Consider the following 25,412-nt stretch of genomic DNA (forward strand, 5'->3'; position numbering starts at 1 on the left):
CGTCGGGCGAGCTCGGTCAGCCGATGGCGGTGTGCAACCGGATCTGCTTGATCCGGACCGCATCATCGTCGGAGCCGATCTCGCGATGGGCACCGTCGGGGGCCCAGCCGGCGTCGGTCAGGAAGGCGCGGCGCAGGTCGTCGTCGGCCCGCAGCCAGTGGTGGGCGCGGACGAAGCCGTCCGCCCGGAGGGTGTCGACGCAGGCGTTCAGCAGTCGTGAGCCGTGACCTCGGCGGCGGGCGGTCGGGTCCACCACCAGCTCGTCGATGGCGCCGTCCTCACCGGGATCGGCGTCGGGGTCCTGACTCGGCAAGGTGGTGCCCAGACCGACGACCTGACCCTCGGCGACGGCCACCAGGACACGCCACCTGGCCTCGGGGGGCCGGCTGATCGCGGCGTGCCAGGTCTCGGCCATCGTCGTCAGGTCGATGCCGTCCAGCAGGGTCCGGGTCGCGACGTCCGTCATCTCACCCCAGCTGCGGCGCTGGACTGTCGCGATCCCCCAGGACTCCGCCGGGAGAGCGAGGCGGACGGAGTCCGCGTGTGGTTCGGCCGACGAGCCGGGAGGGTTGCTGGTCATGGGACCGGATCGTAGCTCCGTCCGCTGATGTGACTCACGTCACATTGGAGGGGACTAGATCCTTCGCCGGACGAACCAGCATGATGGGGGACAAGAAGTCCGTGGTTACCTGAACCCCCGAGCAGGCAACCACGGACTTCTGCACGTTCCGGCCAGCCCGACCTCCGCGACGGCGCAGTGCCGACACCCCTTGCCGTGGGGACAGGCGGTAGCCTGACCGCCGTGTCTGCCGGAAACCTACGAACCCCTCCACCTCTCGCCGGCGGAGCGCTCCGCGTCATCCCGCTTGGCGGTCTCGGCGACATCGGTCGCAACATGGCGGTGCTGGAGTACGACGGGCAGCTGCTGATCATCGACTGCGGGGTGCTGTTCCCCGAGGACAGCCACCCGGGGGTCGATCTCATCCTGCCCAGCTTCGACGTCATCGCCGACCGGATGGACGACATCCAGGCGGTGGTCCTGACCCACGGTCACGAGGACCACATCGGCGCCGTCCCGTACCTGCTGCGGCAACGCCCGGACATCCCGCTGGTCGGCTCCAAGCTCACCCTGGCGCTGCTGCAGGAGAAGATCCGCGAGCACCGGATCAGGGGCACCGTCACCCGGCGGGTCGAGGACTCCGAGCGGGTCACGTTCGGCCACTTCGACCTGGAGTTCCTGGCGGTCAACCACTCGATCCCCGACGCCTTCGCCGTGGCGGTGCGGACCAAGGCCGGCCTGGTGCTGCACACCGGCGACTTCAAGATGGACCAGCTGCCGCTGGATGGGCGGATCACCGACCTGCGCGGGTTCGCCCGCCTCGGCGAGGAAGGCGTCGACCTGTTCATGGTCGACTCCACCAACGCCGAGGTGCCGGGCTTCACCACGCCGGAGCGGGACATCACCCCTGCCCTGGACCGGGTCTTCGCCACCAGCAAGCAGCGGCTGATCGTGGCCTGCTTCGCCTCGCACGTGCACCGGGTGCAGCAGGTCCTGGACGCCGCCGTCGCCCACGGTCGCAAGGTCGTCTACGTCGGGCGCTCGATGGTGCGCAACATGGGCGTCGCCCGTGATCTCGGCTATCTGCACGTGCCCGGCGACACCTTGATCGAGCTGCGGGACATCGACAAGTACCGGCCGCACGAGGTGGCGATCATCTCGACCGGGTCGCAGGGCGAGCCGCTGTCGGCGCTCTCCCGGATGGCCAACCGCGAGCACCAGGTGATCCAGCTCGCCGCGGGCGACACCGTGGTGCTGGCGTCCTCGATGATCCCCGGCAACGAGAGCTCGATCTACCGGGTGATCAACGGGCTGACCAAGCTCGGCGCCAACGTGGTGCACAAGGGCAACGCCATGGTCCACGTGTCGGGTCACGCCAGTGCCGGCGAGCTGCTCTACGCCTACAACATCGTCAAGCCCCGCAACGTGATGCCGGTGCACGGCGAGGCTCGTCACCTGGTGGCCAACGCCGACCTGGCCGTGGCCACCGGCGTGCCGCGGAAGCGGGCGATCATCGCCGAGGACGGGACGGTCATCGACCTGCAGCAGGGCTCGGCCAAGATCGTCGGCAAGGTCGACTGCAGCTACGTGTTCGTCGATGGGGCCAGCGTCGGGGACGTGACCGAGACCCTGCTGACGGATCGCCGGATCCTCGGTGAGGAAGGCTTCATCTCCATCATCACGGTGATCAACACGCACTCCTCCAAGATCGTCAGCGGTCCCGACATCCACGCCCGCGGGTTCGGCGAGGACGACTCGGTCTTCGACGCCGTACGACCGCAGCTGATCGAGGCCTTGGAGCAGGCGATGGCCGAGGGGGTCAACGACGCCCACCGGCTTCAGCAGGTGATCCGACGCCGGATCGGTCGCTGGGTCAACGACAAGCACCGACGCCGTCCGATGATCATCCCCGTGGTGATCCAGACCTGATCACCCGATGACCTACCGCGAGGAGTTCTGGCGCAGCCTGGGCGCACCCGAGGACTTCTGGCGCGACCAGGCGGCTGCGGTGAGCTGGATCCGCAAGCCCCGGCAGATCCTGGACGCCACCGCTGAGCCGCTCGCCCGTTGGTTCCCCGACGCGACACTGAACACCTGCTACAACGCTCTCGACCGGCACGTCATCCACGGCCGGGCCGACCACCCTGCCCTGATCTTCCACTCCGCCATCACCGGCGAGCGCCGGACCTACAGCTACGCCCGGCTGCTGGACGAGGTCGCCCGGGTCGGTGGGGCGCTGCGCGAGCTGGGGGTCGCGGCGGGGGACCGGGTGGTGATCTACCTGCCGATGGTGGCCGAGGCGGCCATCGCCATGCTCGCCTGCGCCCGGATCGGGGCGGTGCACTCGGTGGTGTTCGGGGGCTTCGCCCCGGCCGAGCTGAGTGCGCGGATCGACGACGCCCGACCCAAGGTGGTCCTGTCCGCCTCGTGCGGACTCGAGGCCGACAAGGTGATCGCGTACAAGCCGATGCTCGACGCGGCCCTGGCGATGTCGGCGCACCAACCCGACTACTGCGTGATCCTGCAGCGACCACAGCTGACCGCGGAGCTGGTCGAAGGTCGTGACCTCGAATGGGCCATGATCACCAAGCCCGGGCTGTTCGAGCCCGCCTCCTGCGCCGAGCTGGCCGCGACGGATCCGCTCTACATCCTCTACACCTCCGGCACCACGGGCCGGCCCAAGGGGATCGTCCGCGACCACGGTGGGCACGCGGTGGCCCTGACCTACTCGCTGCGCACCGTCTACGGCGTCGGCTCCGACGACGTCATGTTCACCGCCAGCGACGTCGGCTGGGTGGTCGGTCACTCCTACATCGTGTACGGACCGCTGCTGGTCGGCGCGACGACGGTCGTGTACGAGGGCAAGCCGGTCGGCACCCCGGATGCGGCGGCCTGGTGGCGGGTCGTCGCCGAGCACGGGGTGACCGTGCTGTTCAGCGCGCCGACCGCCGTACGGGCGATCCGCAAGGTCGACCCGGACGGCCTGCTGCTCGCCGAGCACGATCTGTCGTCGCTCCGCACCCTCTTCCTCGCCGGGGAGCGACTGGATCCCGACACGTACGCCTGGGCGAGCGCCCGGCTCGACGTCCCCGTCATCGACCACTGGTGGCAGACCGAGACGGGCTGGCCGATCGCGGCGAACCTCCGGGGTCTGGAGCCGATGCCGGTGAAGCCCGGGTCGGCCACCGTCCCGGTGCCGGGCTTCGACGTACGGATCCTGGACAACCAGGGGAACCGGGTCGCCGCCGGGACCGAGGGGGCGATCGTGATCGCCCTGCCGCTGCCGCCGGGCACCCTCACCACCGTGTGGGGCGACGACCAGCGCTGCGTCGACAGCTACCTGTCGGCCTACCCGGGGTCCTATCTGACGGGCGACGGCGGCTACGTTGACGCCGACGGCTACCTGTTCGTGCTGGGCCGCACCGACGACGTCATCAACGTGGCCGGGCACCGGCTGTCGACGGGGTCGATGGAGGCGGTGATCGCCACTCACCCGGCGGTGGCGGAGTGCGCGGTGATCGGGGTCGCCGATCCGCTCAAGGGTCAGGTGCCGCGTGGGCTGGTGGTGCTCAAGGACGGGGTGGCGATCGAAGCCGGCGAGCTGTCGGCAGCGTTGGTGGCCCTGGTCCGGGCCGAGATCGGTCCCGTCGCCGGGCTCCGCCGGGTGGATGTGGTGCGGGCCCTGCCGAAGACGCGGTCCGGCAAGATCCTGCGCAAGGCGATGCGAGAGCTGGCCGACGGCCGCAACCCCGGGCTGCCGGCCACGATCGAGGATCCCGCGGTGCTGGAGGCCCTCAGGCCGCTGCTGACCGGAGGGGCCTGAGGAACGTCGGGGTCCGGGCCGGTCAGCGTCGGCCCTCAGGAGGGGATGCAGTTGTCTCCGTCATCGGGGAGAACTCCATCCGCTGTCCGCCTTCCGACCCGGCTGACGCGGACGGGAGAGACACCAAAAGGACCTGGCCCCGAGGGGACAGGTCCTGGTGACGCCGGGCGTCAGAGGGTCAGCGGGAGACCTTGCCGGCCTTGAGGCAGGAGGTGCACACGTTGAGGCGCTTCGGGGTGCCCGACACGATCGCGCGGACGCGCTGGATGTTCGGGTTCCAGCGGCGGTTGGTCTTCTTCTTGGACCAAGGCACGTTGTGGCCGAAGCCGGGGCGCTTGGCGCAGACGTCACATACGGCAGCCACTGGAATTCACTCCCACTTACTCGAGCTCTAGACAGGAAAAACATCGGGTGCGGCCCGTCAGGGCAACCTGGCAAGCGTACCTGACGCCGGCGAGGTAAGGCGAATTCGGCGGCGGAGCCTGGGTCCGCCCGTTGGCGGGACTGGGCCCACCGGGGGATCGGCGGCAGCAACCTGCAGGGCGAGCAGATCCCGCCAACGACGATACCGCGGGGCGGCCAGCCCCGTAGGCCGCAGCAGGGGACCGTCCGCGAGGGCCGAGAGGCCGGGAGCCTGGTGCACCGTGGAGAACATGATCACCCAATTCTGAAAGGAGTGCTTCGGATAATGTGAAGCGTACGCTTCATGGATAGGATGTCAAGCATCTCCTTCACACTTCCGCGGCAGTCGCTACCCTGAGCCGGTGAGCGATCTCGAGGGCGGATCGGCCCGGCGCCGGGTGGAGGAGCGGGCGGAGCAGCTGCTCGGGCCGCAGCACGAGGTCACGATCTCCGATGCGCGGGCGATCCGGGCGCTGGCCCACGAGGCCCGTCAGCAGGTCATCCAGGTCCTCTACGCGGACCGACGACCCCGGACGGCGACTGAGCTGGCCCAGCTGACCGGGCTCACGCCGAGTGCCATGAGCTACCACCTCCGAGCGCTGGAGAAGTGGGGTGTGGTGGAGCGCTCGTCGGGTGACGAGGACGGCCGCAACCGGCCCTGGAAGGCCACCGGCACCAGTCTGCGGATCGACACGTCCGGTCTCGGGCCGACCGGCGAGGACCTCGTGGCCGACCGGATGCTCGGTGATCTCCGTCAGCGCCTGCTCGCCCATCGCGTGCGCCCGGCGGACGAGCGCACCGGGTCGACAGGACTCGCCGCCGGTGAGCTGTGGCTGACGGCGGACCAGGCGGAGCGGCTGTCGGTGTGGCTCGACAACGCCCTCCTCGACGAGCACGAGTCCGGTTGGCGGAACGAGCCGGCCCCCGGCCGGGTGCGGATGGCGTTCCTGTGGTCGCTCCTCCCGGACCCGCTTCCCGGCCTCGGGCCCGTCGATCCGGCTGACCCGTGAACCGGATCGGTAGGGTGTCCGCGTGTCCTCGGCAGTCACCTCCGACGGCGGAGTAGGCAGTCTCGCTCCGCCGGAGATCTGGCGTCTCTGCCTGACCTGGTTGGAGCGCAGCGCCGAGGTGATCACGGCTTCGGCCGCCGGTCTGAACGCGATCAACGTCTTCCCGGTGGCCGACTCCGACACCGGCACCAACCTGCAGCAGACGCTGACCGGGATGATCGACCACCTGAGCGGGGCGACCACCGACGACTGGGCCGCCGAGCTGGTGCCGACCGGCGAGCCGTCCGAGCCCGACGTCGGCCCGGCGGACCGGGTGGTGCGGGCCGCGGTGCTGTCGGCCCACGGCAACTCGGGCGCGATCGTCGCCGAGATGATCATCAGCCTGAGCCGGGCCCTGGAGCGGTCGGGGCTGATCGTGGTCAGCCGCCCGGAGCGTGGACTGGCGCAGGTGCTGCGGACGGTGGCCACCGCCGGCCGACGCGCGGTGGCACGGCCGGTCGAGGGAACCATCCTGACGGTGGCGGACGCGGCCGCCGACGCTGCCGAGCAGGCGGTGGTGGACCGGGTGGCCGAGCGGTCCGCGGCCGATCCGGCCGTCGGCATCTCCCGGGTGCTGGCCGTGGCCGAGGTCGCCCGGGCCGCTGCCGCGGCGGCACTGCGGGCCACCCCCGAGGCGTTGGCCCCGCTGGCCGACGCCGGGGTCGTCGACGCGGGCGGGCAGGCGTACGTGCTGCTCCTCGACGTGCTCGTCGAGGTCCTCGGCGGGAGGGTGGCCGCGCCGCTGCCGGACCGGGCCGTGGCGGTCCGCCGGCCGCCGCCGGCCGACCAGACACCGTCGGAGTACGAGGTGATGTACGCGCTGCGAGGGACCGGGATCGATGCGCTCGACACGCTCCGGGAGCGGCTGTCGGTGCTGGGTGACAGTGTCGTCGTCGTGGGGGACCGGACCGTGGCCCAGGTGCACGTGCACCTCGCCGACGCCGGCGCGGCCGTCGAGGCCGGTCTGTCCTGCGGGCGGATCAACCAGATCAGGATCACTGCGCTGCCGCCGAGCGCGGTGGCCGTGTCCGGGCGCGCCGTGGTGGCGGTGGTGGCCGGTCCGGGTCTGGCCGAGGCGGTGACCGGCCTGGGCGGGACGCCCGTGCTGCCGACCGGCTCGCACGTCAGCGCCGAGGAGCTCACCGCGGCCCTGCAGCAGTCCTGCGGTGAGGTGATCGTCCTCCCCAACGACATGGAGTGCCTGGAGATCGCCGGGCACCTCGCCGCCGAGCTGCGAGCCCAGGGGCGTCGGGTGGCCGTCATCCCCACCGTGGCCCAGGTCCAGGGTCTGGCCGCGCTCGCCGTGCACGACGCCGGCGCCGACTTCGACTCGGCCGTGGTGGCCATGAGCAGCACCGCCGGACACGCGCGGCACGCCGCGGTCACGATCGCCGAGAGCCCGGCGATGACCATGGCCGGTCGCTGCGAGGTCGGGGACGTGCTCGGTCTGGTGGACGGCGACTTCGTCGAGATCGGCGCGGACCTGGCCGAGGTGGCCTGGCGGGTGGTGGAGCGCCTGCTGACCTCCGGTGGCGGCGAGCTGCTCACCCTGGTGCGCGGCGGGGGGGCCGACGACCGGCTGCTCGGTCGGCTGCGGGCCCGGATCCGGGCCTGGTCGCCCTCGGTCGACGTCGAGGTGATCGACGGGGGACAGGCGCGCTACCCGCTGCTGGTGGGGCTCGAGTGAGCCGGCACCTGCGGTTGGTGCCGGGGACGCCGTCGCCGGCCGCCAAGAAGAGGGCCGCGGCCACGACGACCGCCACCAAACCGGCGCCGGACCCGTCGGCGGACCGGTCGCCGGCCCAGTTCTGGCGCACCACCGGTTACACCCGCCTCTCCGTGCCGCTCAGCGGCGTGCTGGGCGGCAAGACCGCCAAGGCCTTCGAGTCGCTGAAGCTGCGCACCATCGGTGACCTGATGCTGCACCTGCCCCGTCGCTACGTCTCCGGCACCGAGCTGAGTGACCTGCGCAACCTGGTGGAGGGCGAGGACGTCACCGTCCTCGCGCAGGTCCGGCACACCTCGGTGCACGGCATGGGCCAGTCCTCCCGGGGAGCCGGCAAGTTCCGTCTGCAGGCGGTGATCACCGACGGCCGCGGGGAGCTCAACCTCACCTTCTTCGGAGTCAAGCACCTGGTCGACTACTGGCAGGCCCAGCTGCCGACCGGGGCACGTGGCATCTTCGCCGGCAAGGTCGGCGCGTTCCGCGGCGAGCCGCAGCTGACCCACCCCGACTTCGTCATCGTCGACGAGCACGGCAACGTCATCGGTGGGGCGCAACGCAATCTCGACCTGGGCAAGGTGGCCGGCGCCTCCGGGCGGATCGGTCTCTACCCGGCCACCGGCAAGCTGCGGACCTGGACCATCGCCAGCTGCGTCTCGCTGGCTCTGGACACCCTGGACGGGATGGAGGACCCGCTGCCGGACTGGGTGCGTCGGGAGGCCGACCTGATGAGCCAGCCGACCGCGTACCGCGCCGTCCACCGGCCCGAGACCGAGGAGGACGTCGCCTCCGGTCTGGCGCGCGTGCAGTTCGACGAGGCCTTCGGTCTGCAGCTGGCCATGGCCCGGCGACGGGCGCTCGCCGCGGCCGACGGGGCCGTGCCCAGGCCGAAGGTGGCCGGCGGGCTGCTGGACGCCTTCGACGCACGGTTGCCGTTCACCCTGACCGCTGGGCAGCAGCAGATCAGCGACCAGCTGTTCGCCGACCTCGCCCGCCCGCACCCGATGCAGCGGCTGCTGCAGGGCGAGGTCGGGTCGGGCAAGACCGTGGTGGCGCTGCGAGCCATGCTCGCGGTGGTGGACAACGGTGGGCAGGCGGCCCTGCTGGCTCCCACCGAGGTGCTGGCCGCGCAGCACCACCGGACCATCACCGCGATGCTCGGCGACCTGGTCGGCGGGGACCTGCTGTCGTCCGGCGGGGCCGGCACCGGGGTCACGCTGATCACCGGCTCGATGTCGGCCGGCCGGCGCCGGGAGGCCTCCCTGGCAGCCGCGTCGGGCGAGGCCGGGATCGTCATCGGCACCCACGCCCTGCTGACGGCCGGCACCCAGTTCGCCGATCTCGGCCTGGTCGTGGTCGACGAGCAGCACCGGTTCGGGGTCGAGCAGCGGGCCCTGTTGGCGGCCAAGGCGCAGCAGCGTCCGCACACCCTGGTGATGACGGCGACGCCGATCCCGCGCACCGTGGCGATGACGGTGTTCGGTGACCTGGAGACGTCGACGCTGACGGAGATTCCTGCCGGACGGGCCGATGTGTCCACGGTGGTGGTCAACTACCAGCAGCACCCCAGCTGGTTGAAGCGGACCTGGCAGCGGGTGATCGAGGAGGTCGCCGAGGGTCGGCAGGCGTTCGTGGTGTGCCCGCGGATCAGTGACGACGGCGCCGACGAGGACGCCGGCGCCGCTGTGGAGGACGTCTTCGCCCAGCTCACCGAGGGTCCGATGCGCGACCTCCGGGTGGCGGTGCTGCACGGCCGGCTCCCGGCCGAGGAGAAGGACGAGGTGATGGGCCGGTTCGTGGCCGGGGAGCTGGACGTGCTGGTGGCCACCACGGTGATCGAGGTCGGGGTGGACGTGCCCAACGCGTCGGTGATGGTGATCTGCGACGCCGACCGCTTCGGGATCTCCCAGCTGCACCAGCTCCGTGGCCGGATCGGTCGGGGAGCCCACCCCGGTGTCTGCCTGCTGCTCACCGCCACCCCGCCGGGACTGCCCGCGCTGGACCGGCTGACCGCCGTGGCCGACACCCGCGACGGCTTCCTGCTCGCCAAGGTCGATCTCGCCCAGCGGCGCGAGGGTGATGTGCTGGGCGCCGAGCAGTCCGGGGTGCGCTCGGGACTGCGTCACCTCCGCGTGCTCGACGACGAGGACCTGATCGTGTACGCCCGCGACCTCGCCACGATCTGCCTGGAGCGAGACCCTGAGCTGGCCGACCCCGGGCTGGCCGACATCGTCGACGCGGTCGAGCGGCGGGCGGCGGGGGACTGGATGGAGCGCACATGACGGCGGTGGGGGCGTGACGCGCATCATCTCGGGATCCCGCGGTGGTCGGCGACTCACCATGCCGCCCGGGGACCAGACCCGCCCCACCTCCAGCAAGGTGCGGGAGGCCCTGTTCTCGGCCCTGGCCTCCTGGACGGGCGGGTCGGCCGGGGCCGCCGACGTCGCACTCAAGGGCTGGGCGTTCTGCGACCTGTTCGCGGGGTCGGGAGCCGTCGGACTGGAGGCGGCGAGCCGGGGCGCGGCCCCGGTGCTGCTGGTCGAGTCCAGCCGCCGGGCGCTGCGGGTGATGGAACAGAACGTGACTGCCGTCGGGCTGGACGTGCAGCTGCGCCGGGACCCGGTCGAGGACGTCGTGCGCCGACAGCCGGCGTACCCGTACGACATTGTCTTCCTCGACCCGCCGTACGAGCTGTCCAACGCCTCGGTGGAGGCGATCCTGCGCGACCTGGTGACCAACGGCTGGCTCACCGCCGAGGGGCTGGTGGTGATCGAGCGGTCCGGCCGGGACCCCGCGCCACGCTGGCCCGATGCGCTCGGCGACACGTGGGAGAAGAAGTACGGCGAGACCGTGCTCTACTTCGGCGCCGGATAGGTTCGTCTCCCGTGAGCCGCGCCGTCTGCCCCGGATCGTTCGATCCCGTCACTCTCGGTCACCTCGACGTCATCGGCCGGGCCGTGGAGCTGGTCGACGCGGTGGTGGTCGCCGTGGGCTCCAACATCAGCAAGAACGCGCTCTTCACGCCCGACGAGCGGGTGGCGATGCTGCAGGAGTCGTGCGCGGAGTGGCCGTCGGTCACGGTGACGCTGTTCTCGGGTCTGCTGGTGGACTTCTGCGTGGCGCACGACGTCGACGTCATCGTCAAGGGTCTGCGCTCGGGAGCGGACTTCGACTACGAGCTGGCCATGGCGCAGATGAACAAGCGACTGACCGGCGTGGACACCGCGTTCCTGCCCACGGCACCCCACCTGTCGTTCGTGTCCTCCAGCCTGGTCCGCGAGGTCGCCTCGCTGGGCGGGGACGTGGCCCCGTTCGTGACCGACGCCGTCCTCCCGCGGATCGCGGACCGGCTGGCGGACCGCACGGCTCCCTGAGCCGTCCGCCGAGGCGGCTGGGCGGTCCGTCAGGCAGCCAGGGCCGGAGCCGACTCGTCGGCCGGGGGCTCGACAGCGGGCCGCTCGGGCAGCGTCGTCGGCCGCTGCCGGACCTGGGCGGCGACGGTGCTGTACGCGCCGGGGTCGACGGGTAGCAACCACTGCCTGGCGCGTGTGACAGCGTCGAGCCGCACCCCGAGGTCGGCCATCAGGTCGTCGATGTTGTGCAGGGAGAACGGGATGATGTTGGTGCCGCGGGCATGACGACCCTCGGTCCGCTCCTCCATCCACCGCAGCATCTCGGTGACCTCGCGTTCTCTCATCTCCGGGTCCGGCACCCGGTGGCGACCGGTCAGCAGGCTCGCGATCCAGACCGAGGCCAGCTCGGCGCTGAGCGGACTGAAGAACGACGAGTTGTAGCCGGCGAACGACAGATCGGGCACGGTCAGCGGCTGGATGTGGCGGTAGAGCTCGAAGTTGGCCCGGCTGTCCGTCAGCTGCGCCTGGAGACCGTCGTCGAAGAAGGGCAGCTGCTGGGTGAACCCGGTGCCGCAGATCACGACGTCCGCGGGCACGGTCTCACCGGTGGACAGCCGAGCGGTGCGACCGCCCGCGGCGTCGACCAGCAGCTCGGTCACCGTGGTGTCACGCAGGACCTTGATCCGTTCGGCGGCGACGTGGGAGTAGAACCCGTCGGTGGCGAGGCTGACAGTGCTCCGGGCGATGCGCTCGAACGAACCGGTCGGCACCAGACCGAGCGCCTCGAGCCGCAGCTGGCGGGTGGCGACAGCCTGGACCCCGCTCAGCATCGACCGCCGGACGGGGTCGCCGGGCCCGTGCAGGAAGCGCTCGACGCCGGCCGGCCGCAGGTAGCGGAAGAGCGCCTCACCCATCCTGGTGAGCATCAGGAACTTGTAGTTGAGCACGTTGCCGAGCTTCTTCGGCATCTTCCACAGCAGCTCGCGGGCGACGACGGTGGTCGACGCGGCCACCGAGCTGACGGGCATCGACACGTCGCAGGCCGACTTGCCGTAACCGATGACGAGGACGTGCCGGTTCCGTACGACCTCGAGGTCGGTGACCTCGGCGGCCGCACAGACCCGGCCCCCGGAGGCCACGAACGCGTCGGCTCCCTTCCAGGTGGGGATCTTCGGGGTGGAGAAGATCCCGTTGGCCACCACCAGGTGATCCGCTTCCGTCACCGTCGCCTCACCCCCGGCGGTCGGACGCGAGGTGATGGTCCAGCCACCTCCGGGGCGTGGCGTGGCGCGCAGCACCAACGACTCGAGCCGGAGCGCCGGTGCGAGTCCGAAGCGTTCCACATAGGCCTCGAGGTACTCCTGCACCTGGGCGCCGGAGGGCCACTCGGGGAAGCTGCGCGGCATGGGGAAGTCCGAGAACGCGTACGTGTCCTTGGTGTTCTGGGTGCTGAGTCCGGGGTAGCGGCGCGTCGCGCTCCAGACTCCGCCGACGTCCGGGGCGGCCTCGTGCACGACGACGTCGAAGCCGAACTCGCGGAGGGTCTTGGCGCAGGCGAGGCCGGCGAAGCCGGCGCCGATGATGACGATGTTCATGGCCTACCTTCGGGATGAGGGGATGCCACCAGCGTGGGCCGGGGGCCACGAACCGGCTAGCCGCTGCGCGCGGCCGCTGTCCGATTTCCGCGGTGGCCTCCGCCGCCCTGCCGTCCCGCGGCGTCCGACGGAGGGCCATGTCGGGCCCAGGACCCCGATCGGCTCAGCCGCGGGCCAGCGTCTGGGACGGCGACTCCGCGAACAGGCTCCGGTAGCTGGTGGAGAAGCGTCCCAGGTGCCCGAACCCCCACCGCACTGCCACCTCGGTCACACTCGTCACCCGCTGGTCAGACCCCACCAGCTCGTCGTGCGCGCGGTGCAGGCGGACCCGTCGCAGGACCTGCAGAGGGGACTGCCCGCTGTCGTGCTGGAAGTTCTCCTGCAGCGTACGGGCGCTGACGCCGACGGCGCGGGCCAGCTCCTCCACCCGCCACGGGTGCTCGGGTGACTCCTCGATCAACGCGGTGGCTTGTCGGACCGTACGGCTGGTGGCCGGTCCGTACCGGACGCACGGTTCGGTCGACGCGCTGTTGGGTTGCCCGGCGAGCAGGCCCGTGATGATCAGGTCCTCCAGCTGGCTGCTGATCAGCGGGGTGTCGAGCAGCTCGGAGCCGGCGTCGATCTCCCCCCTGACGTAGCCGATCAGCCGGAGCCAGCTCTGCAGCCGCGGCGCCCCGAGGTGCACCGTGGGCTCGAAGGCCAGGTCGAGGTCGGGCTCGTCCCTCCGGCTGCTGTGCCGCTGGACGGCTGCCCGGTCGAGGTAGACGATCAGCTGCTCGTTCGCCGGACCCCAGGACATGTCGGCGGGCACGTCGGGCGACGGCATCGACGCCACCCGGGGATCGGAGTGCACCACCTGACCGTCGGTGCCGATCACCGCTCGACCGGTCAGCGGGATCTGGACCAGCCAGAAGCTGTCGAACGGCACCGGCCGGATCCTGACCTCGGCGCCGTACCTCAGGTAGTTCAGACCGACCGAGCCCAGCCGGTAGCCGTTGTGCACCACGTCCAGGGCACCCGAGCGATCGACGCGGGTCAGATCGTGGGCGCAGAACTGCCGGGCCACCTCGGAGCGGGCCTCGTCCACGTCCCGGGTGCGCACGAGGTTGTGGCGGGCGAGCGGCACGCTCATGCCGAGCTCCTCGGGCCAGGACTTATTTCAGACGACAGCCTAAGCCGTTGTCGACCGGCTGTCGATGCTCGGTCCCGTCGAGGCGACCGCGCTCAGGCTGCCCCGTACTACGCTCGAGGTCGTTCAGGCACCAGAAGAAGGACACATGGCCGACCAGAAGACCGCCGAGGCGAAGCTCTCGAAGCTCCGCGACCTCGTGGCGAACGCCCGCTCGATGCCCATGTCGGCGTCGTGCGTGGTGAACCGCAACGAGATGCTCGCCGCCATCGACGACGTGATCGACAACCTCCCCGACGAGATCGCCGACGCCCAGGACGTGATCGAGAACTCCCGCGAGGCGCTGGCCGCCGGCGAGGCCGAGGCCGAGCGCATCACCGAGCAGGCGAACCGGCGCGCGGCCGAGCTCGCCACCGAGACCGAGGTGATCAAGGTCGCCGAGCGGAAGGCCGCCGCGATCGTAGCCTCCGCGGAGTCCGATGCCGCCGCCCTGCGCCGCGAGGCCGACGCGTTCGTCGACTCGCGGATGGCCAGCTTCGAGTCCGTGCTGGCCCGCACCAGCAGCCAGGTCCGCACCGCCCGGGCCCGGTTGGCGGAGCGCAGCAAGCTCGACCGGCATGCCGACGACCCGGTCACCGACGACGCGGCGAGCACCGCCGGCGCCGGCACGACCGCCGATCTCGGGATCTCGGCCCCATGACCTCGCCTCACCGCCGACTGGATCGTCGCTCCGGGCTCGTCCTGGACACCCACGACCTGAGACGTCGCGCCGGCGAGCTGCGCACGCTGCAGTCCACCGTGATGGCCCCCCACGAGCTGGGCATCGCGGTCATCCGCGTCCCGGAGGGTTCTCCGCTGGAGCTCGACCTGCGGCTGGAGGCGGTCGTCGAGGGTGTGCTCGTCACCGGCACCGCCCTGGTCCAGCTGGAGGGGGAGTGTGTCCGCTGCCTGACCCCGATCTCCGACGAGCTCGAGGTCGACGTCCAGGAGCTCTTCACCTACCCCGGGAGCGAGGCGTCCGACGAGGAGGCGTCGCACCTGGACGGCGAGCTGATCGACCTCGAGCCGGTGCTCCGCGACGCCATCGTGCTGGAGCTGCCGTTCCAGCCGCTCTGCCGTCCCGACTGCCGCGGACTGTGCCCGGAGTGCGGTCTGGACCTCAACACGGTCACCGAGCACGATCACGACGATGCGGTCGATCCCCGGTGGTCGAAGCTGACTCAGTTCGAATCCGGGGCCGAAACGCCCTAGACTGTGCAGGTTGCTCGATCGCTGCCGCGCGCCTTGAGGCGTGCAGCGCGACGTCGGGCACATCCCGCAAGGTCCTGCACGAACGCTCGACGCACCATACGAACGAACGAGGAGAACATCGTGGCCGTCCCGAAGAGGCGCTTGTCACGCAGCAACACGCGGCACCGCCGTTCGCAGTGGAAGGCTTCGGTGCCCTCGCTGGTCACCTGCACCAACCCTGCCTGCCGCCAGAAGCACCTGCAGCACACCGCCTGTCCGTCCTGTGGCCAGTACGGCCCTCGCTCGAGCCGCCGCCAGGTGCTCGAGTCCTGACGGGGTGGCACTGACCGACTCCGACACCTCCGACGCCTCGGGTCCGCCCCCGGCGTCGGAGGATGCCGTCGTGGTCGGCGGCACGGTCCCGCCCGAGCCCGTACGCGAGGTGCTGACCCGGTTGGGTCTCACCGTCGGTGTGAAGCTGTTCGACCGGGCCCTGACCCACCGCTCGTACGCGTACGAGCGGGGTGGGCTCCCCACCAACGAGCGGCTGGAGTTCCTGGGTGACTCGATCCTGGGGCTGGTCGTCACCGAGCACCTGTTCCTGACGTACCCGGATCTGTCCGAGGGGCAGCTCGCCAAGCTGCGGGCCGCGGTGGTCAACTCGCGCGCCCTCGCCGACGTCGCCCGGAGCCTGCAGCTGGGGGACCTCGTCCACCTGGGTCGCGGCGAGGAGAGCACCGGTGGCCGGGACAAGTCGTCCATCCTGGCCGACACCATGGAGGCGGTGATCGGCGCGGTCTTCCTCCAGCACGGCGTCGACGGTGCGCGTCTGTTCGTGCACGACCTGTTCGACCGGCTGATGGCCGACGCCGCCACCCGGGGTGCTGGTCTGGACTGGAAGACGAGCCTGCAGGAGATCGCCTCGCTCGGCGGTCACGGGGTGCCGGCCTACGAGGTGACCGAGTCCGGTCCCGACCACGCCAAGACCTTCGTCGCGACGGTGGTGCTCGGCGAGCACACGTACGGTCCCGGGACCGGGCGGAACAAGAAGGAAGCCGAGCAGAAGGCGGCCGCGCTCGCTTTCGCCGCCATCGGCCCCCAGACGTCCACGCTGCCCGTGTCCGACGTCGTCGACGCCTGACCGGATCCCGCACCCGCCCACCTGTGCCCGAGCTGCCCGAGGTCGAATCCGTCCGCCGTGGTCTCGCCGACGGCCTGACCGATCGCACCATCGCCCGGGTCGCCGTGCTCCACCCGCGCCCGGTCCGTCGGCACCTTCCGGGCCCGGACGACTTCGCCAGCCAGCTGGTGGGGCGGACTTTCGTCGAACCGCGCCGGCGCGGCAAGTACCTGTGGCTGCCGTTCGCGGACGGGGACGCGCTGCTCGCGCACCTGGGCATGAGCGGTCAGTTCCGGTTCGCCGCGGCCGCCGCGCCGCTCGTGCCGAACACCCGGGTGCTGATCGACTTCACCGATCCGGGCCTGCAGCTCCGCTTCGTCGACCAGCGGATGTTCGGCGGTCTCTCCCTGTCCGACGGCGGCGCCGAGCTGCCCGGTGAGATCGCCCACATCGCCCGGGACCCGTTCGATCCGGCGTACGACCTCGACGACGTGGTCCGGCGGCTGCGACGCAAGCGCACCGGGGTCAAGCGGGCCCTGCTCGACCAGCAGCTGGTCGGCGGGGTGGGCAACATCTACGCCGACGAGGCGCTGTGGCGGGCGCGGCTGCACTACGCCCGGGCCACCGACACCCTGCCGCGACCTGCCGCGGTGCAGCTGCTGACCGCCGCGGCCGGGGTGATGGCGGAGGCGCTGCAGGCCGGCGGGACCTCGTTCGACAGCCTGTACGTCAACGTCAACGGGACCAGCGGCTACTTCGACCGGTCGCTCGCGGTGTACGGGCGGGAGGGCGGCCCCTGTCCGAGGTGCGGCACACCCATCCGGCGCGAGGCCTTCATGAACCGCTCGTCCTTCCGGTGCCCGCGCTGCCAGCGGACCCCGAGCGCCGCCCATCTCCGCGGTTGACGCGCAGGTCACGCCTCTGCGGGTCCCGCGTTGACAGGTCCGAGGACTACGCTGATCTGATCGTGAAGCGCCTCCACCACTACGTGACCGTCCGGCACCGCCACAACTGGAAGCTGCTGCTCCAGTTCGGGCTGGTCGGCGGCTCCGGCGTGCTGGTGAACATGGCCGTGCTGATCCTGTGCAACAAGGTCGGTCCCGATGCCCACAGCGTGGCCTGGGACCTGCCGCTGACCTCGTTCAACGTGCGCTGGTACCACGTCTACCTCACCATCGCCTTCATGGTGGCCAACCTGTGGAACTTCCAGATCAACCGCTGGTGGACCTTCAAGAGCTCCCAGCACTCGGGCTGGTGGCGGGAGTACCTGCCGTTCCTCGCGGTGGGCACGGTCGCCCTGGCGGCCAACCTGGGCATCGCCACCCTGCTGCTGCACCCCGGGTCGCCGCTCGCCCTGTCGACGAGCGTCTTCGATGACTCGACGGGGTTCCGCACGCGGCTGTACTGGGCCCAGCTGATCGCGACCGCGGTGGTGACGCCGCTGTCGTTCCTGCTCAACAAGGTCTGGACGTTCTCCTCGGTGCGCGGGCTCAACAAGGAGTCGTCGGTGGCGGTCCAGGAGCCGGTCTCCACCGAGCAGTGACCACCCGCCTCTGACGCGTCGGAGCCAGCTGGGGAGTGAGGACCGGCCCGGCAGTCGCCTCGCGGCGAGTGGCGCTACGCGGCTCCAGCCGAACGGTAGTCCGCGAAGGCATTTTTCTGTGGGGCCCGGGGACATGATCCGGGCCGGTCGAGTGGTCCAACCGGCGTGAGGGCCGCGCTATTCCGGACACGCCGCATCCGGCGGGCGCAAGGTGCCGGGGATCGCCGGCGGCCACGGCTAGGGTGGGCAGCGCCTTCCCCGGCGACAGTGTTCCCGCCCGTACGAGCGGGAACGAACCGGACGAAAGGTCCGTGGTGTATCTCAAGAGCCTCACGTTGCGCGGGTTCAAGTCCTTCGCCTCGGCCACCACGCTCAACTTCGAGCCGGGCATCACCTGCGTCGTCGGCCCCAACGGGTCCGGCAAGTCCAACGTGGTCGACGCCCTCAGCTGGGTGATGGGGGAACAGGGCGCCAAGTCGCTGCGCGGCGGGAAGATGGAGGACGTCATCTTCGCCGGCACCTCCGGGCGGGCCCCGCTGGGCCGGGCCGAGGTGCTGCTGACGATCGACAACACCGACGGCGCCCTGCCGATCGACTACACCGAGGTCACGATCTCGCGGACCATGTTCCGCAACGGCGGCTCCGAGTACGCGATCAACGGCCACGCTGCCCGCCTGCTCGACGTCCAGGACCTGCTCAGCGACTCCGGCATCGGGCGCGAGATGCACGTCATCGTCGGTCAGGGTCAGCTGGACTCGATCCTGCAGGCCACGCCGGAGGGCCGTCGTGGCTTCATCGAGGAGGCCGCCGGCGTCCTCAAGCACCGCAAGCGCAAGGAGAAGGCGCTCCGCAAGCTGGAGGCGTGCGAGGGAAACCTGACCCGGCTGCAGGATCTGATCACCGAGATCCGGCGCCAGCTCAAGCCGCTGGGCCGCCAGGCCGAGGTGGCCCGCAAGGCCGCCGTCGTGCAGGCCGACGTGCGCGACGCCAAGGCCCGCCTGATCGCCGACGACCTGGTGCAGGTGCAGCTCTCGATGGCCTCCGACCTCGCCGACGAACGCGCCCTGAAGCAGCGGCGACTCGACCTGGAAGCTGCCCTGGAGTCGGCGCGAGCGGTCGAGGTGGAGGCCGAGCAGGCCGTCCGCGCCTGCGTACCGAGACTCAACACCGCGCAGGACACCTGGTACTCGTTGGCCGCGCTCAAGGAGCGGGTCGCCTCCACCGCCTCGATCGCCCGGGAGCGGATGCGCAACGCCGACAACGACCCGGGCGAGACCCGGGTCGGGCGCGATCCCGACGATCTGGAGCGGGAGGCCGACGCCGTGGCCGCCCAGGAGGCGGAGCAGGCACGTGAGGTGGCGCTGCGCGGGCAGACGCTGACCGACGCGACCACCCACCGTTCCGAGGTCGAGGTAGCCCACCAGCGCGAGGAAGCTCGGTTGGCCGCGCTGGTCCGGGCGGCGGCCGACCGGCGCGAGGGCCTGGCCCGGTTGACGGGGCAGGTCAACTCGTTGCGCAGCCGCGCCGAGGCGGCCGAGGCCGAGATCGGGCGGCTCGCGACCTCGCACACCGAGGCGGTCCAGCGGGCCGAGCAGGCCGGCCGGGCCTTCACCTCGCTGGAGACGCAGGTCGCCGGTCTGGACGACGGTGAGCTCGGGCTGGACTCCGCCCACGAGGAGGCGCTGGAGGCCAAGGAGCTCGTCGAGGCCGAGCTCGCCGTCCTGCAGGCCGACGAGCGGGACGCCAACCAGGACCGTGCGGCTCAGGCCGCCCGGCTGGAGGCGCTGCAGGTCGGCCTGCAGCGCAAGGACGCCACCGGCGCGCTGCTGGCGGCCACCGACCGCGTCGAGGGTCTGCTCGGCTCGGTGGCCGCGCTGGTCAGCGTGGGGGGCGGACACGAGACCGCTGTCGCCGCCGCCCTGGGGGCCGCGGCCGACGCCGTGGCCGTGGCCGACGTCGACGCAGCGCTGGGAGCCGTCGCCCTGTTGAAGACCGAGGACCTCGGCCGGGCGGGTCTGGTGCTGGCGGGTGCCGGGACCGACGCCCCCGACGACCGGGCGGACTGGCCGGAGCTCCCCGACGGGGCCGTCTACGCCGTCGACGTGGTCCGGACCCCGGCCGACATCGCCGGCGCCACCCGGCGGCTGCTGCGCAAGATCGTCCTGGTGGAGGATCTTCCGGCGGCGCGTCGCCTGGTCGACGGGCTGCCGGACCTGACGGCCGTGACCGGTGACGGCGACCTGGTGAGCGCCCACTACGTGGCCGGTGGATCGAGCGCCCAGCCGAGTTTGATCGAGGTGCAGGCCGCCGTCGACGACGCCGAGCAGCGGCTGGCGGAAGCGCAGCACCGCTGCGAGCGTCTCCGGTTCGCCCAGACCGAGCTGGAGGAGCGGCTGCGGCAGACGCGGGCCGCGGTCGAGTCCACCCTGGCCCGCCTGCACGAGTCGGACGCCGCGATGGCCGCGTTGGCCGAGGAACTCGGTCAGCTCAGCTCGGCCTCGCGCTCGGCTCACGCGGAGGCCGACCGCCTGCGACAGGGGATGGTGCGGGCGGAGGAGGCGCGCGACCGGGATCTCGGCGGACTCGCCGACCTCGAGCGTCGCCTCGAGCTCGCCCAGGAGGCGCCGGAGACCGAGGAGCCCGACCCGGCCGAGCGGGACCGGTTGGCCGAGGCGGCGCGCACCGCGCGGAGCGCCGAGATGGACGCCCGGCTCGCCCTGCGGACGATGGAGGAGCGGGTCCGGGCGCTGGCCGGCCGGTCGGACGCCCTGCGGCGGGCCGCCGCCCACGAGCGGGCCGCGCGGGCCAAGGCGCAGGCCCGTCGCGAGCGGATGCTGCGCGAAGCGAAGGTGGCGGCAGCGGTGCACGCGGGTGCCGGCTACCTGGCCCGACGGATCGAGCAGTCGATCGAGCTCGCCGGGATCGAGCGGGCGGCGGCGGATGCGGCCAGGACCGACGCCGAGGCGGCGCTGGCCGAGATCCGGGGACGGCTGCGGACACTCACCCACGACTTCGAGTCCCTGGTCGACACCGTGCACCGCGACGAGCTGGCGCGGGCCGAGCAGCGGATGCGGCTGGAGACGCTGACCGACAAGGCGATGACCGAGCTCGGACTCGAGCCCGAGGGTCTGGTCGCCGACTACGGCCCCGACCAGCCCGTGCCGGTGCTGTCCCGGCCGGACGGCAGCGCACTGGGGCCCGACGACGAGGTGCCGGACCCGATCCCGTACGTGCGCGAGCAGCAGCAGAAGCGGCTCCGGGCCGCCGAGCGGGCTCTCGGGGTCCTCGGTCGCGTGAACCCACTGGCCCTGGAGGAGTTCGACGCGATGGCGGAGAGGCACAAGTTCCTCTCCGAGCAGCTCGACGACCTGCGGAAGACGCGCGCCGACCTGATGGACATCATCACCGAGGTCGACAGCCGGGTCGAGCAGGTGTTCGCCGAGGCGTACGCAGATGTGGAGGCGGCCTTCGGCCGGGTGTTCTCGCGGCTCTTCCCCGGCGGCGAGGGCAGGTTGGTGCTGACCGAGCCGGGCAGCTGGCTCACCACCGGGGTGGACGTGGAGGCCCGGCCGCCGGGCAAGAAGGTGAAGCGGCTGTCGCTGCTGTCCGGTGGGGAACGCTCCCTGGTGGCGGTGGCCTTTCTGGTCGCGCTGTTCATCGCCCGGCCCAGCCCCTTCTACATCCTGGACGAGGTGGAGGCGGCCCTGGACGACACCAACCTGGGCCGGCTGCTGGAGATCTACGAGGAGCTCCGGGAGAACAGCCAGCTGCTGGTGATCACGCACCAGAAGCGCACGATGGAGATCGCCGACGCCCTCTACGGCGTCACCATGCGGGGCGACGGCGTCTCCACCGTCATCTCGCAGCGGCTGCGGGAGACCACGTCGGTGGCCTGACCCACCGACGGCCGACGACCGACGACCGGTTGGGGTGAGGGCGTGGGCGGCAGTCGGGGCGGGGAGCTGCGGCCCACGGCGGGGATCGTGACCTAACCGAGAGCCGACACGCGCGTCGATCCGGGCTCCGACACGGGCAGACCGGTTGAAGATGCGAGTACGGGTTCCTCCCGAACGCGTCGACAGTGACCTTCCCCAGGCCGCACTGTCATGTGGCCTCCTGTCCGAAAGGGTGCGTTATGACCGCCATCCTCGTTGCCATGATCATCGTGCTGACCATCGCCGCCGGCATCGCCGGGCTCGTCGTGTTCGGCATGCAGGGTCGCGGCAGCCAGCACGTCCCGAAGCTGACCGACCAGATGTCCCGGGTCGCCCGTCACCTGAACGGCGAGGGCCAGCCGCCGCGCTCCCTCACCCACTCGCGCTGATCTCCCGGTCCCGGGGTCGACCCGGGGCTTGAACATTCCGTCAGTCGACGGTGTGTGGTGCCGCGGTGCCGGCTGGCTGCCCGAGATGCCGTCGACTGACGGAATGTTCCGGGCGGCCCGAGGAGCCCTCAGGTCTGGGGTGACCGGGCTCGGGCCGGGTTCTGGAGCGTGTCACGTCACAGTCGCGGCAGCGTTCGCGGAGAGAACCACGTGTGCGGCCGCCCCTAGGATGAGCCGGTGGATCCCTTGACACTCTGGTACGTCGTCGGCGGCCTCTTCCTGGCCGCCCTCGTCATCGTCGGCTTCGTCGCCGTCAACCGCCGTTCGGCTGTGCGGCGGGCCGAGGAACGCCGTCAGCTCCAGGCGGGGGAGGCGGCGGGTGGCCGAGCCGGCGACGACCGTGGCGACGTCGACGTCCTCGACCGGCCGTCCGGTCCGGCCTCGACCGGCACCGTCGACGACACCGGGACAGCCCCCGACGTGGTCGTCCCCGAGCTCGACCGGCCGGAGGCCACCGACACCCGGCTGGCCCGGCTGCGTCGTCGCCTGGCCGGGTCGAACAACGCGCTCGGCCGCGGTCTGCTGCTGCTGCTCTCGCGTGACCAGATCGACGAGCAGACCTGGGAGGACTTCGAGGACACGCTGATCACCGCCGACCTGGGGGTCGGCCCCACCACGGAGCTGGTCGACACCCTGCGTACGCGCTTCCGGGTCGAGGGCGTCGCGGACGCGGGCCGGGCCCGGGAGATCCTGCGCTCGGAGCTGCTCGCCCTCCTGGATCCGAGCATGGACCGGACCATCCGGGCCGACCGGACCGACACCCCGGCGGTGATCATGGTGGTCGGGGTGAACGGCACCGGCAAGACCACCACGGTGGGCAAGCTCGCCCGGGTGCTGGTCGCCGAGGACAAGGACGTGCTGCTGGGTGCCGCCGACACGTTCCGGGCCGCCGCCGCCGAGCAGCTGCAGACCTGGGGTGACCGGGTCGGCGTGCCCACCGTCCGTGGCGCCGAAGGATCGGATCCGGCCAGCGTCGCCTTCGAGGCGGTGAAGGCCGGCATCGAGGGCGAGGTCGACGTGGTCCTGATCGACACCGCCGGTCGGCTGCACACCAAGACCGGTCTGATGGACGAGCTCGGCAAGGTGAAGCGGGTGATCGAGCGTCAGGCACCCGTCGGCGAGGTGCTCCTGGTGCTGGACGCGACCACGGGCCAGAACGGTCTGACCCAGGCTCGGATCTTCCGCGAGGTGGTGGACGTCACCGGCATCGTGCTCACCAAGCTGGACGGGTCGGCCAAGGGCGGCATCGTGGTCCAGGTCCAGCGGGAGCTGGGGGTGCCGGTGAAGCTGGTCGGACTCGGTGAGGGGGTCGACGACCTCGCGCCGTTCGACGCCACCGTCTTCGTGGACGCTCTGCTGGAAACCGCCTGATCGACCTGCGTGCCGGCGCCGCCCGCGCGGAGACAGACCTCGGGGCCGCGCCCAAGTCGCCCGATCGGCCCGCCGACATCGGCGGTAGACCAGCCGGACCATCGGCACCGTGCGGGCGCACCGGGTGCTGACGCCGCTGAGAGGGACATCACGGTCCATCCCCCTTCGGTCCGCCACCGAACCGAACTACATTCGGTTTAGTTCAGAGCAGGTCCGTGATCGCGGACGCCGACCGATGGGGGTCGAGGCCGCGATCGCTTCACCCGAAGGATTCACCGTGGTCACCCCACAGGTGCAGACGGTGTCACCGTCCCGCCCCGCCCCGTCCGATCAGTCCCGCACCACCGCGTACGAGTGGGTCCTCGCCGCCGGTCTCGGCGCTGCCGTGGCCGCCGTCGCAGCGCTGGCTCTGCTGGTGCCCACCGTCCCCGGCACGCCGGGGGATCCCACCGTCGCCACTCAGGCCGTGGCCCAGGGCAAGGCGACGCCCCGCACCGGGACCGCGCTCGCGGCGCCGGTGGCCGACACCACATCGGCCGAGTGAGCCACCGCCGGCTGCCCTGAGCGCCTCAGTTCCCGCAGGGCCGAGAGGTTCCGACGCGCTGTGCACCCCGGAAGCGGCCGCCCGGCAAGCGAGCGGCCGCCCGTCAGGCGTTGGGGACGGCCGTCAGGCGTCGACCGACGCCGCACTCGACACGCCGTGGTTGACGGCCTCGAGCAGGGCGCCGATGAAGGCCGGGAGGTCGTCGGGGTTGCGGCTGGTGATCAGGTTCTGGTCGGTCACCAGCTGCTCGTCGACCCACTCGGCTCCGGCGTTGCGCAGGTCGGTCTGCAGACTCGGCCAGGACGTCATCCGCTTGCCCCGCACCACGTCGGCCTCGATCAGGGTCCAGGGCGCGTGGCAGATCGCCGCCACCGGCTTACCCGACTCGACGAACGCCTTGACGTACGCCACCGCGCCGGCGTCCATCCGCAGGGCATCGGGGTTGGCCACGCCACCCGGCAGCACCAGCGCGTCGTAGTCATCCACCGAGGCGGAGCCGACCTCGGCGTCCACCTCCTGGGTGTCGGCCTTGTCAAGGTGCTCGAACAGCTGGACCGTCCCGCTCTCCGGGCTCAGCAGCACGGCCCGGTGACCGGCGTCGGTGACCGCCTTCCAGGGGTCGACCAGCTCGGCCTTCTCGATGCCCTCGCTCGCCACGAGGAACGCGACCTTCTTCGTCTCCGTCATGCTCTCAACCTAGCGCTTACGTTGTAAACGAGGCCTGGGTCCGCCTGACGGCCCTGGGTTCGCCGCTCGCACCGCTCACTCCCGCGAAGGCCAGCACGGCGGTCGTCCGGTCGGTCGCCGGGCCGGCCCTCAGACCAGCCGGGCCCGGGCGATCCCACCGGGGAGCGCGGACGTCTCGGTGAGCACGGACCCGCTCCGGCCGAAGATCGCCGAGCGGCCGGCCGTGGCACCGTAGCCACCCGACGTCGGCCCGGCGAAGCTGGCGAAGCCCACGTACGCGCCGCAGGTGGTGGCGATCGTCGCCGCCCGCTCGCGCTGGATGTCCAGGTCCTCGGGGGAGTCGACGAGTCCGGCCACGTAGAGGTCGATGCCGGTGCCGGCCAGCTCGCTCACGTGGTCCCCGACCCCGGTGTCGCGGCAGATGCCCAGACCCACCCGCCAGCCGTCGAGGTCCAGCACGACCGGTCGTGGGCCCGGTGCGAAGTGCTTCGCCTCCTGGACTCCGAGGTGCTGCTTGCGGTAGACCACCCGCGCGCCGCCGGCGTCGACCAGCACGACGGCGATGGACCGGTCGGGACCGCTCCCGGCCGTGGTCGGATCAGCACGCGTGGGTGCCCCCACCAACGCGACCGTGTTCACGGTGCTGCACGCCTCGACCAGGGGCGCCAGGGCCGGGTCGTCCAGGGCCACCGTCGGCGCCTCCAGGTCGTAGCCGGTCAGCGACAGCTCGGGGAACACCACCAGCCGGGCCCGGGCGGCCAAGACGGTCAGCGCGTGCGCCTCGGCGTTGGCGACCAGCGCGCCGGTCACGCACGGAGGCTGGGCGACGGCGATCTGCAGGGGTGCGAGCACCCGTCCATCATCACCGCGGACGGCCCGCGGCCGCACCGCGTCCGCCGG

At 71.6% G+C, this 25,412-nt stretch carries 23 protein-coding genes; 17 read left to right on the forward strand and 6 right to left on the reverse strand.

The window, feature by feature from the left end; translation table 11 throughout:
* Positions 1–16: 16 nt before the first annotated feature.
* The gene (locus tag ABD714_RS17075; RefSeq protein ID WP_344813646.1) at positions 17–580 is read right to left on the reverse strand and encodes a GNAT family N-acetyltransferase; all 564 of its coding nucleotides are present in this window, start codon (positions 578–580) and stop codon (positions 17–19) included.
* Between the two features lie 222 nt (positions 581–802).
* Here ABD714_RS17075 and ABD714_RS17080 point away from each other — a divergent pair, with 222 nt between their 5' ends.
* Both ABD714_RS17080 and ABD714_RS17085 read left to right on the forward strand, forming a co-directional pair.
* Positions 803–2,488 (forward strand): ribonuclease J, encoded by a 1,686-nt coding sequence (locus ABD714_RS17080; RefSeq protein WP_344813647.1) that lies wholly within the window; start codon positions 803–805, stop codon positions 2,486–2,488.
* Between the two features lie 7 nt (positions 2,489–2,495).
* Entirely contained in the window at positions 2,496–4,382 is a 1,887-nt protein-coding gene (locus tag ABD714_RS17085; RefSeq protein ID WP_344813648.1) for an AMP-binding protein, read from the forward strand.
* A 178-nt stretch (positions 4,383–4,560) separates the two neighbouring features.
* On the opposite strand, the gene rpmB is transcribed toward ABD714_RS17085, so the two are convergent.
* Positions 4,561–4,746 (reverse strand): 50S ribosomal protein L28, encoded by a 186-nt coding sequence (gene rpmB / locus ABD714_RS17090; protein ID WP_344813649.1) that lies wholly within the window; start codon positions 4,744–4,746, stop codon positions 4,561–4,563.
* 400 nt (positions 4,747–5,146) lie between these two features.
* Between rpmB and ABD714_RS17095 the strand changes: the two genes are divergently transcribed.
* The 5 genes from ABD714_RS17095 (at position 5,147) to coaD (ending at position 10,930) form a co-directional block, all read left to right on the forward strand.
* Positions 5,147–5,794: a helix-turn-helix domain-containing protein gene (locus ABD714_RS17095; RefSeq protein ID WP_344813650.1), complete on the forward strand. Its 648-nt coding sequence runs from the start codon at positions 5,147–5,149 to the stop codon at positions 5,792–5,794.
* A gap of 22 nt (positions 5,795–5,816) precedes the next feature.
* A complete protein-coding gene (locus ABD714_RS17100; protein WP_344813651.1) occupies positions 5,817–7,520 on the forward strand; it encodes a DAK2 domain-containing protein in 1,704 nt (567 codons plus the stop codon).
* 152 nt (positions 7,521–7,672) lie between these two features.
* The gene (locus ABD714_RS17105; protein ID WP_425562413.1) at positions 7,673–9,838 is read left to right on the forward strand and encodes an ATP-dependent DNA helicase RecG; all 2,166 of its coding nucleotides are present in this window, start codon (positions 7,673–7,675) and stop codon (positions 9,836–9,838) included.
* Between the two features lie 13 nt (positions 9,839–9,851).
* Positions 9,852–10,430 (forward strand): 16S rRNA (guanine(966)-N(2))-methyltransferase RsmD, encoded by a 579-nt coding sequence (gene rsmD / locus ABD714_RS17110; RefSeq protein WP_344813653.1) that lies wholly within the window; start codon positions 9,852–9,854, stop codon positions 10,428–10,430.
* An 11-nt stretch (positions 10,431–10,441) separates the two neighbouring features.
* Positions 10,442–10,930, forward strand: a complete 489-nt coding sequence (gene coaD, locus ABD714_RS17115) for a pantetheine-phosphate adenylyltransferase (protein ID WP_344813654.1) — start codon at positions 10,442–10,444, stop codon at positions 10,928–10,930.
* Positions 10,931–10,959: 29 nt separating this feature from the next.
* Here the strand turns inward: coaD and ABD714_RS17120 are convergent, their stop codons facing one another.
* Positions 10,960–12,504 (reverse strand): flavin-containing monooxygenase, encoded by a 1,545-nt coding sequence (locus ABD714_RS17120; protein WP_344813655.1) that lies wholly within the window; start codon positions 12,502–12,504, stop codon positions 10,960–10,962.
* A gap of 163 nt (positions 12,505–12,667) precedes the next feature.
* Positions 12,668–13,636 carry an AraC family transcriptional regulator gene (locus ABD714_RS17125; protein WP_344813656.1) on the reverse strand — a complete coding sequence of 323 codons (969 nt, stop codon included), beginning with the start codon at positions 13,634–13,636 and terminating at the stop codon, positions 12,668–12,670.
* Between the two features lie 145 nt (positions 13,637–13,781).
* Here ABD714_RS17125 and ABD714_RS17130 point away from each other — a divergent pair, with 145 nt between their 5' ends.
* From ABD714_RS17130 to ABD714_RS17175, 10 genes are all read left to right on the forward strand, one after another.
* Positions 13,782–14,333, forward strand: coding sequence for a hypothetical protein (locus tag ABD714_RS17130; RefSeq protein WP_344813657.1), 552 nt, complete (start codon positions 13,782–13,784; stop codon positions 14,331–14,333).
* The gene (locus ABD714_RS17135; RefSeq protein WP_344813658.1) at positions 14,330–14,884 is read left to right on the forward strand and encodes a YceD family protein; all 555 of its coding nucleotides are present in this window, start codon (positions 14,330–14,332) and stop codon (positions 14,882–14,884) included. Before ABD714_RS17130 ends, ABD714_RS17135 begins: the two co-directional genes overlap by 4 nt.
* A gap of 120 nt (positions 14,885–15,004) precedes the next feature.
* Positions 15,005–15,196 (forward strand): 50S ribosomal protein L32, encoded by a 192-nt coding sequence (gene rpmF / locus ABD714_RS17140; protein ID WP_344813659.1) that lies wholly within the window; start codon positions 15,005–15,007, stop codon positions 15,194–15,196.
* A gap of 70 nt (positions 15,197–15,266) precedes the next feature.
* The gene (gene rnc / locus ABD714_RS17145; protein WP_425562414.1) at positions 15,267–16,004 is read left to right on the forward strand and encodes a ribonuclease III; all 738 of its coding nucleotides are present in this window, start codon (positions 15,267–15,269) and stop codon (positions 16,002–16,004) included.
* A 23-nt stretch (positions 16,005–16,027) separates the two neighbouring features.
* Positions 16,028–16,888 carry a bifunctional DNA-formamidopyrimidine glycosylase/DNA-(apurinic or apyrimidinic site) lyase gene (gene mutM, locus ABD714_RS17150; protein ID WP_344813660.1) on the forward strand — a complete coding sequence of 287 codons (861 nt, stop codon included), beginning with the start codon at positions 16,028–16,030 and terminating at the stop codon, positions 16,886–16,888.
* A 62-nt stretch (positions 16,889–16,950) separates the two neighbouring features.
* Complete coding sequence (locus ABD714_RS17155) at positions 16,951–17,526, forward strand: GtrA family protein (protein WP_344813661.1); 576 nt, start codon at positions 16,951–16,953, stop codon at positions 17,524–17,526.
* 314 nt (positions 17,527–17,840) lie between these two features.
* On the forward strand, positions 17,841–21,422 hold the full coding sequence (smc, locus tag ABD714_RS17160; RefSeq protein ID WP_344813828.1) for a chromosome segregation protein SMC: 3,582 nt from the start codon (positions 17,841–17,843) through the stop codon (positions 21,420–21,422).
* A 239-nt stretch (positions 21,423–21,661) separates the two neighbouring features.
* Entirely contained in the window at positions 21,662–21,850 is a 189-nt protein-coding gene (locus ABD714_RS17165) for a hypothetical protein (protein ID WP_344813662.1), read from the forward strand.
* A 237-nt stretch (positions 21,851–22,087) separates the two neighbouring features.
* Positions 22,088–23,281 (forward strand): signal recognition particle-docking protein FtsY, encoded by a 1,194-nt coding sequence (gene ftsY / locus ABD714_RS17170; RefSeq protein ID WP_344813663.1) that lies wholly within the window; start codon positions 22,088–22,090, stop codon positions 23,279–23,281.
* 277 nt (positions 23,282–23,558) lie between these two features.
* Positions 23,559–23,825: a hypothetical protein gene (locus tag ABD714_RS17175; protein ID WP_344813664.1), complete on the forward strand. Its 267-nt coding sequence runs from the start codon at positions 23,559–23,561 to the stop codon at positions 23,823–23,825.
* Positions 23,826–23,948: 123 nt separating this feature from the next.
* Here ABD714_RS17175 and ABD714_RS17180 read toward each other — a convergent pair whose 3' ends face one another.
* Together ABD714_RS17180 and ABD714_RS17185 are read right to left on the reverse strand one after the other, a co-directional pair.
* Positions 23,949–24,512, reverse strand: coding sequence for a type 1 glutamine amidotransferase domain-containing protein (locus ABD714_RS17180; RefSeq protein ID WP_344813665.1), 564 nt, complete (start codon positions 24,510–24,512; stop codon positions 23,949–23,951).
* A 129-nt stretch (positions 24,513–24,641) separates the two neighbouring features.
* Complete coding sequence (locus ABD714_RS17185; RefSeq protein WP_344813666.1) at positions 24,642–25,364, reverse strand: carbon-nitrogen hydrolase family protein; 723 nt, start codon at positions 25,362–25,364, stop codon at positions 24,642–24,644.
* Positions 25,365–25,412 lie beyond the last annotated feature (48 nt).

Origin of the sequence: Microlunatus aurantiacus (assembly GCF_039536605.1) — a bacterium.
In the GTDB taxonomy this organism is placed as follows: Bacteria; Actinomycetota; Actinomycetes; order Propionibacteriales; family Propionibacteriaceae; genus Microlunatus; species Microlunatus aurantiacus.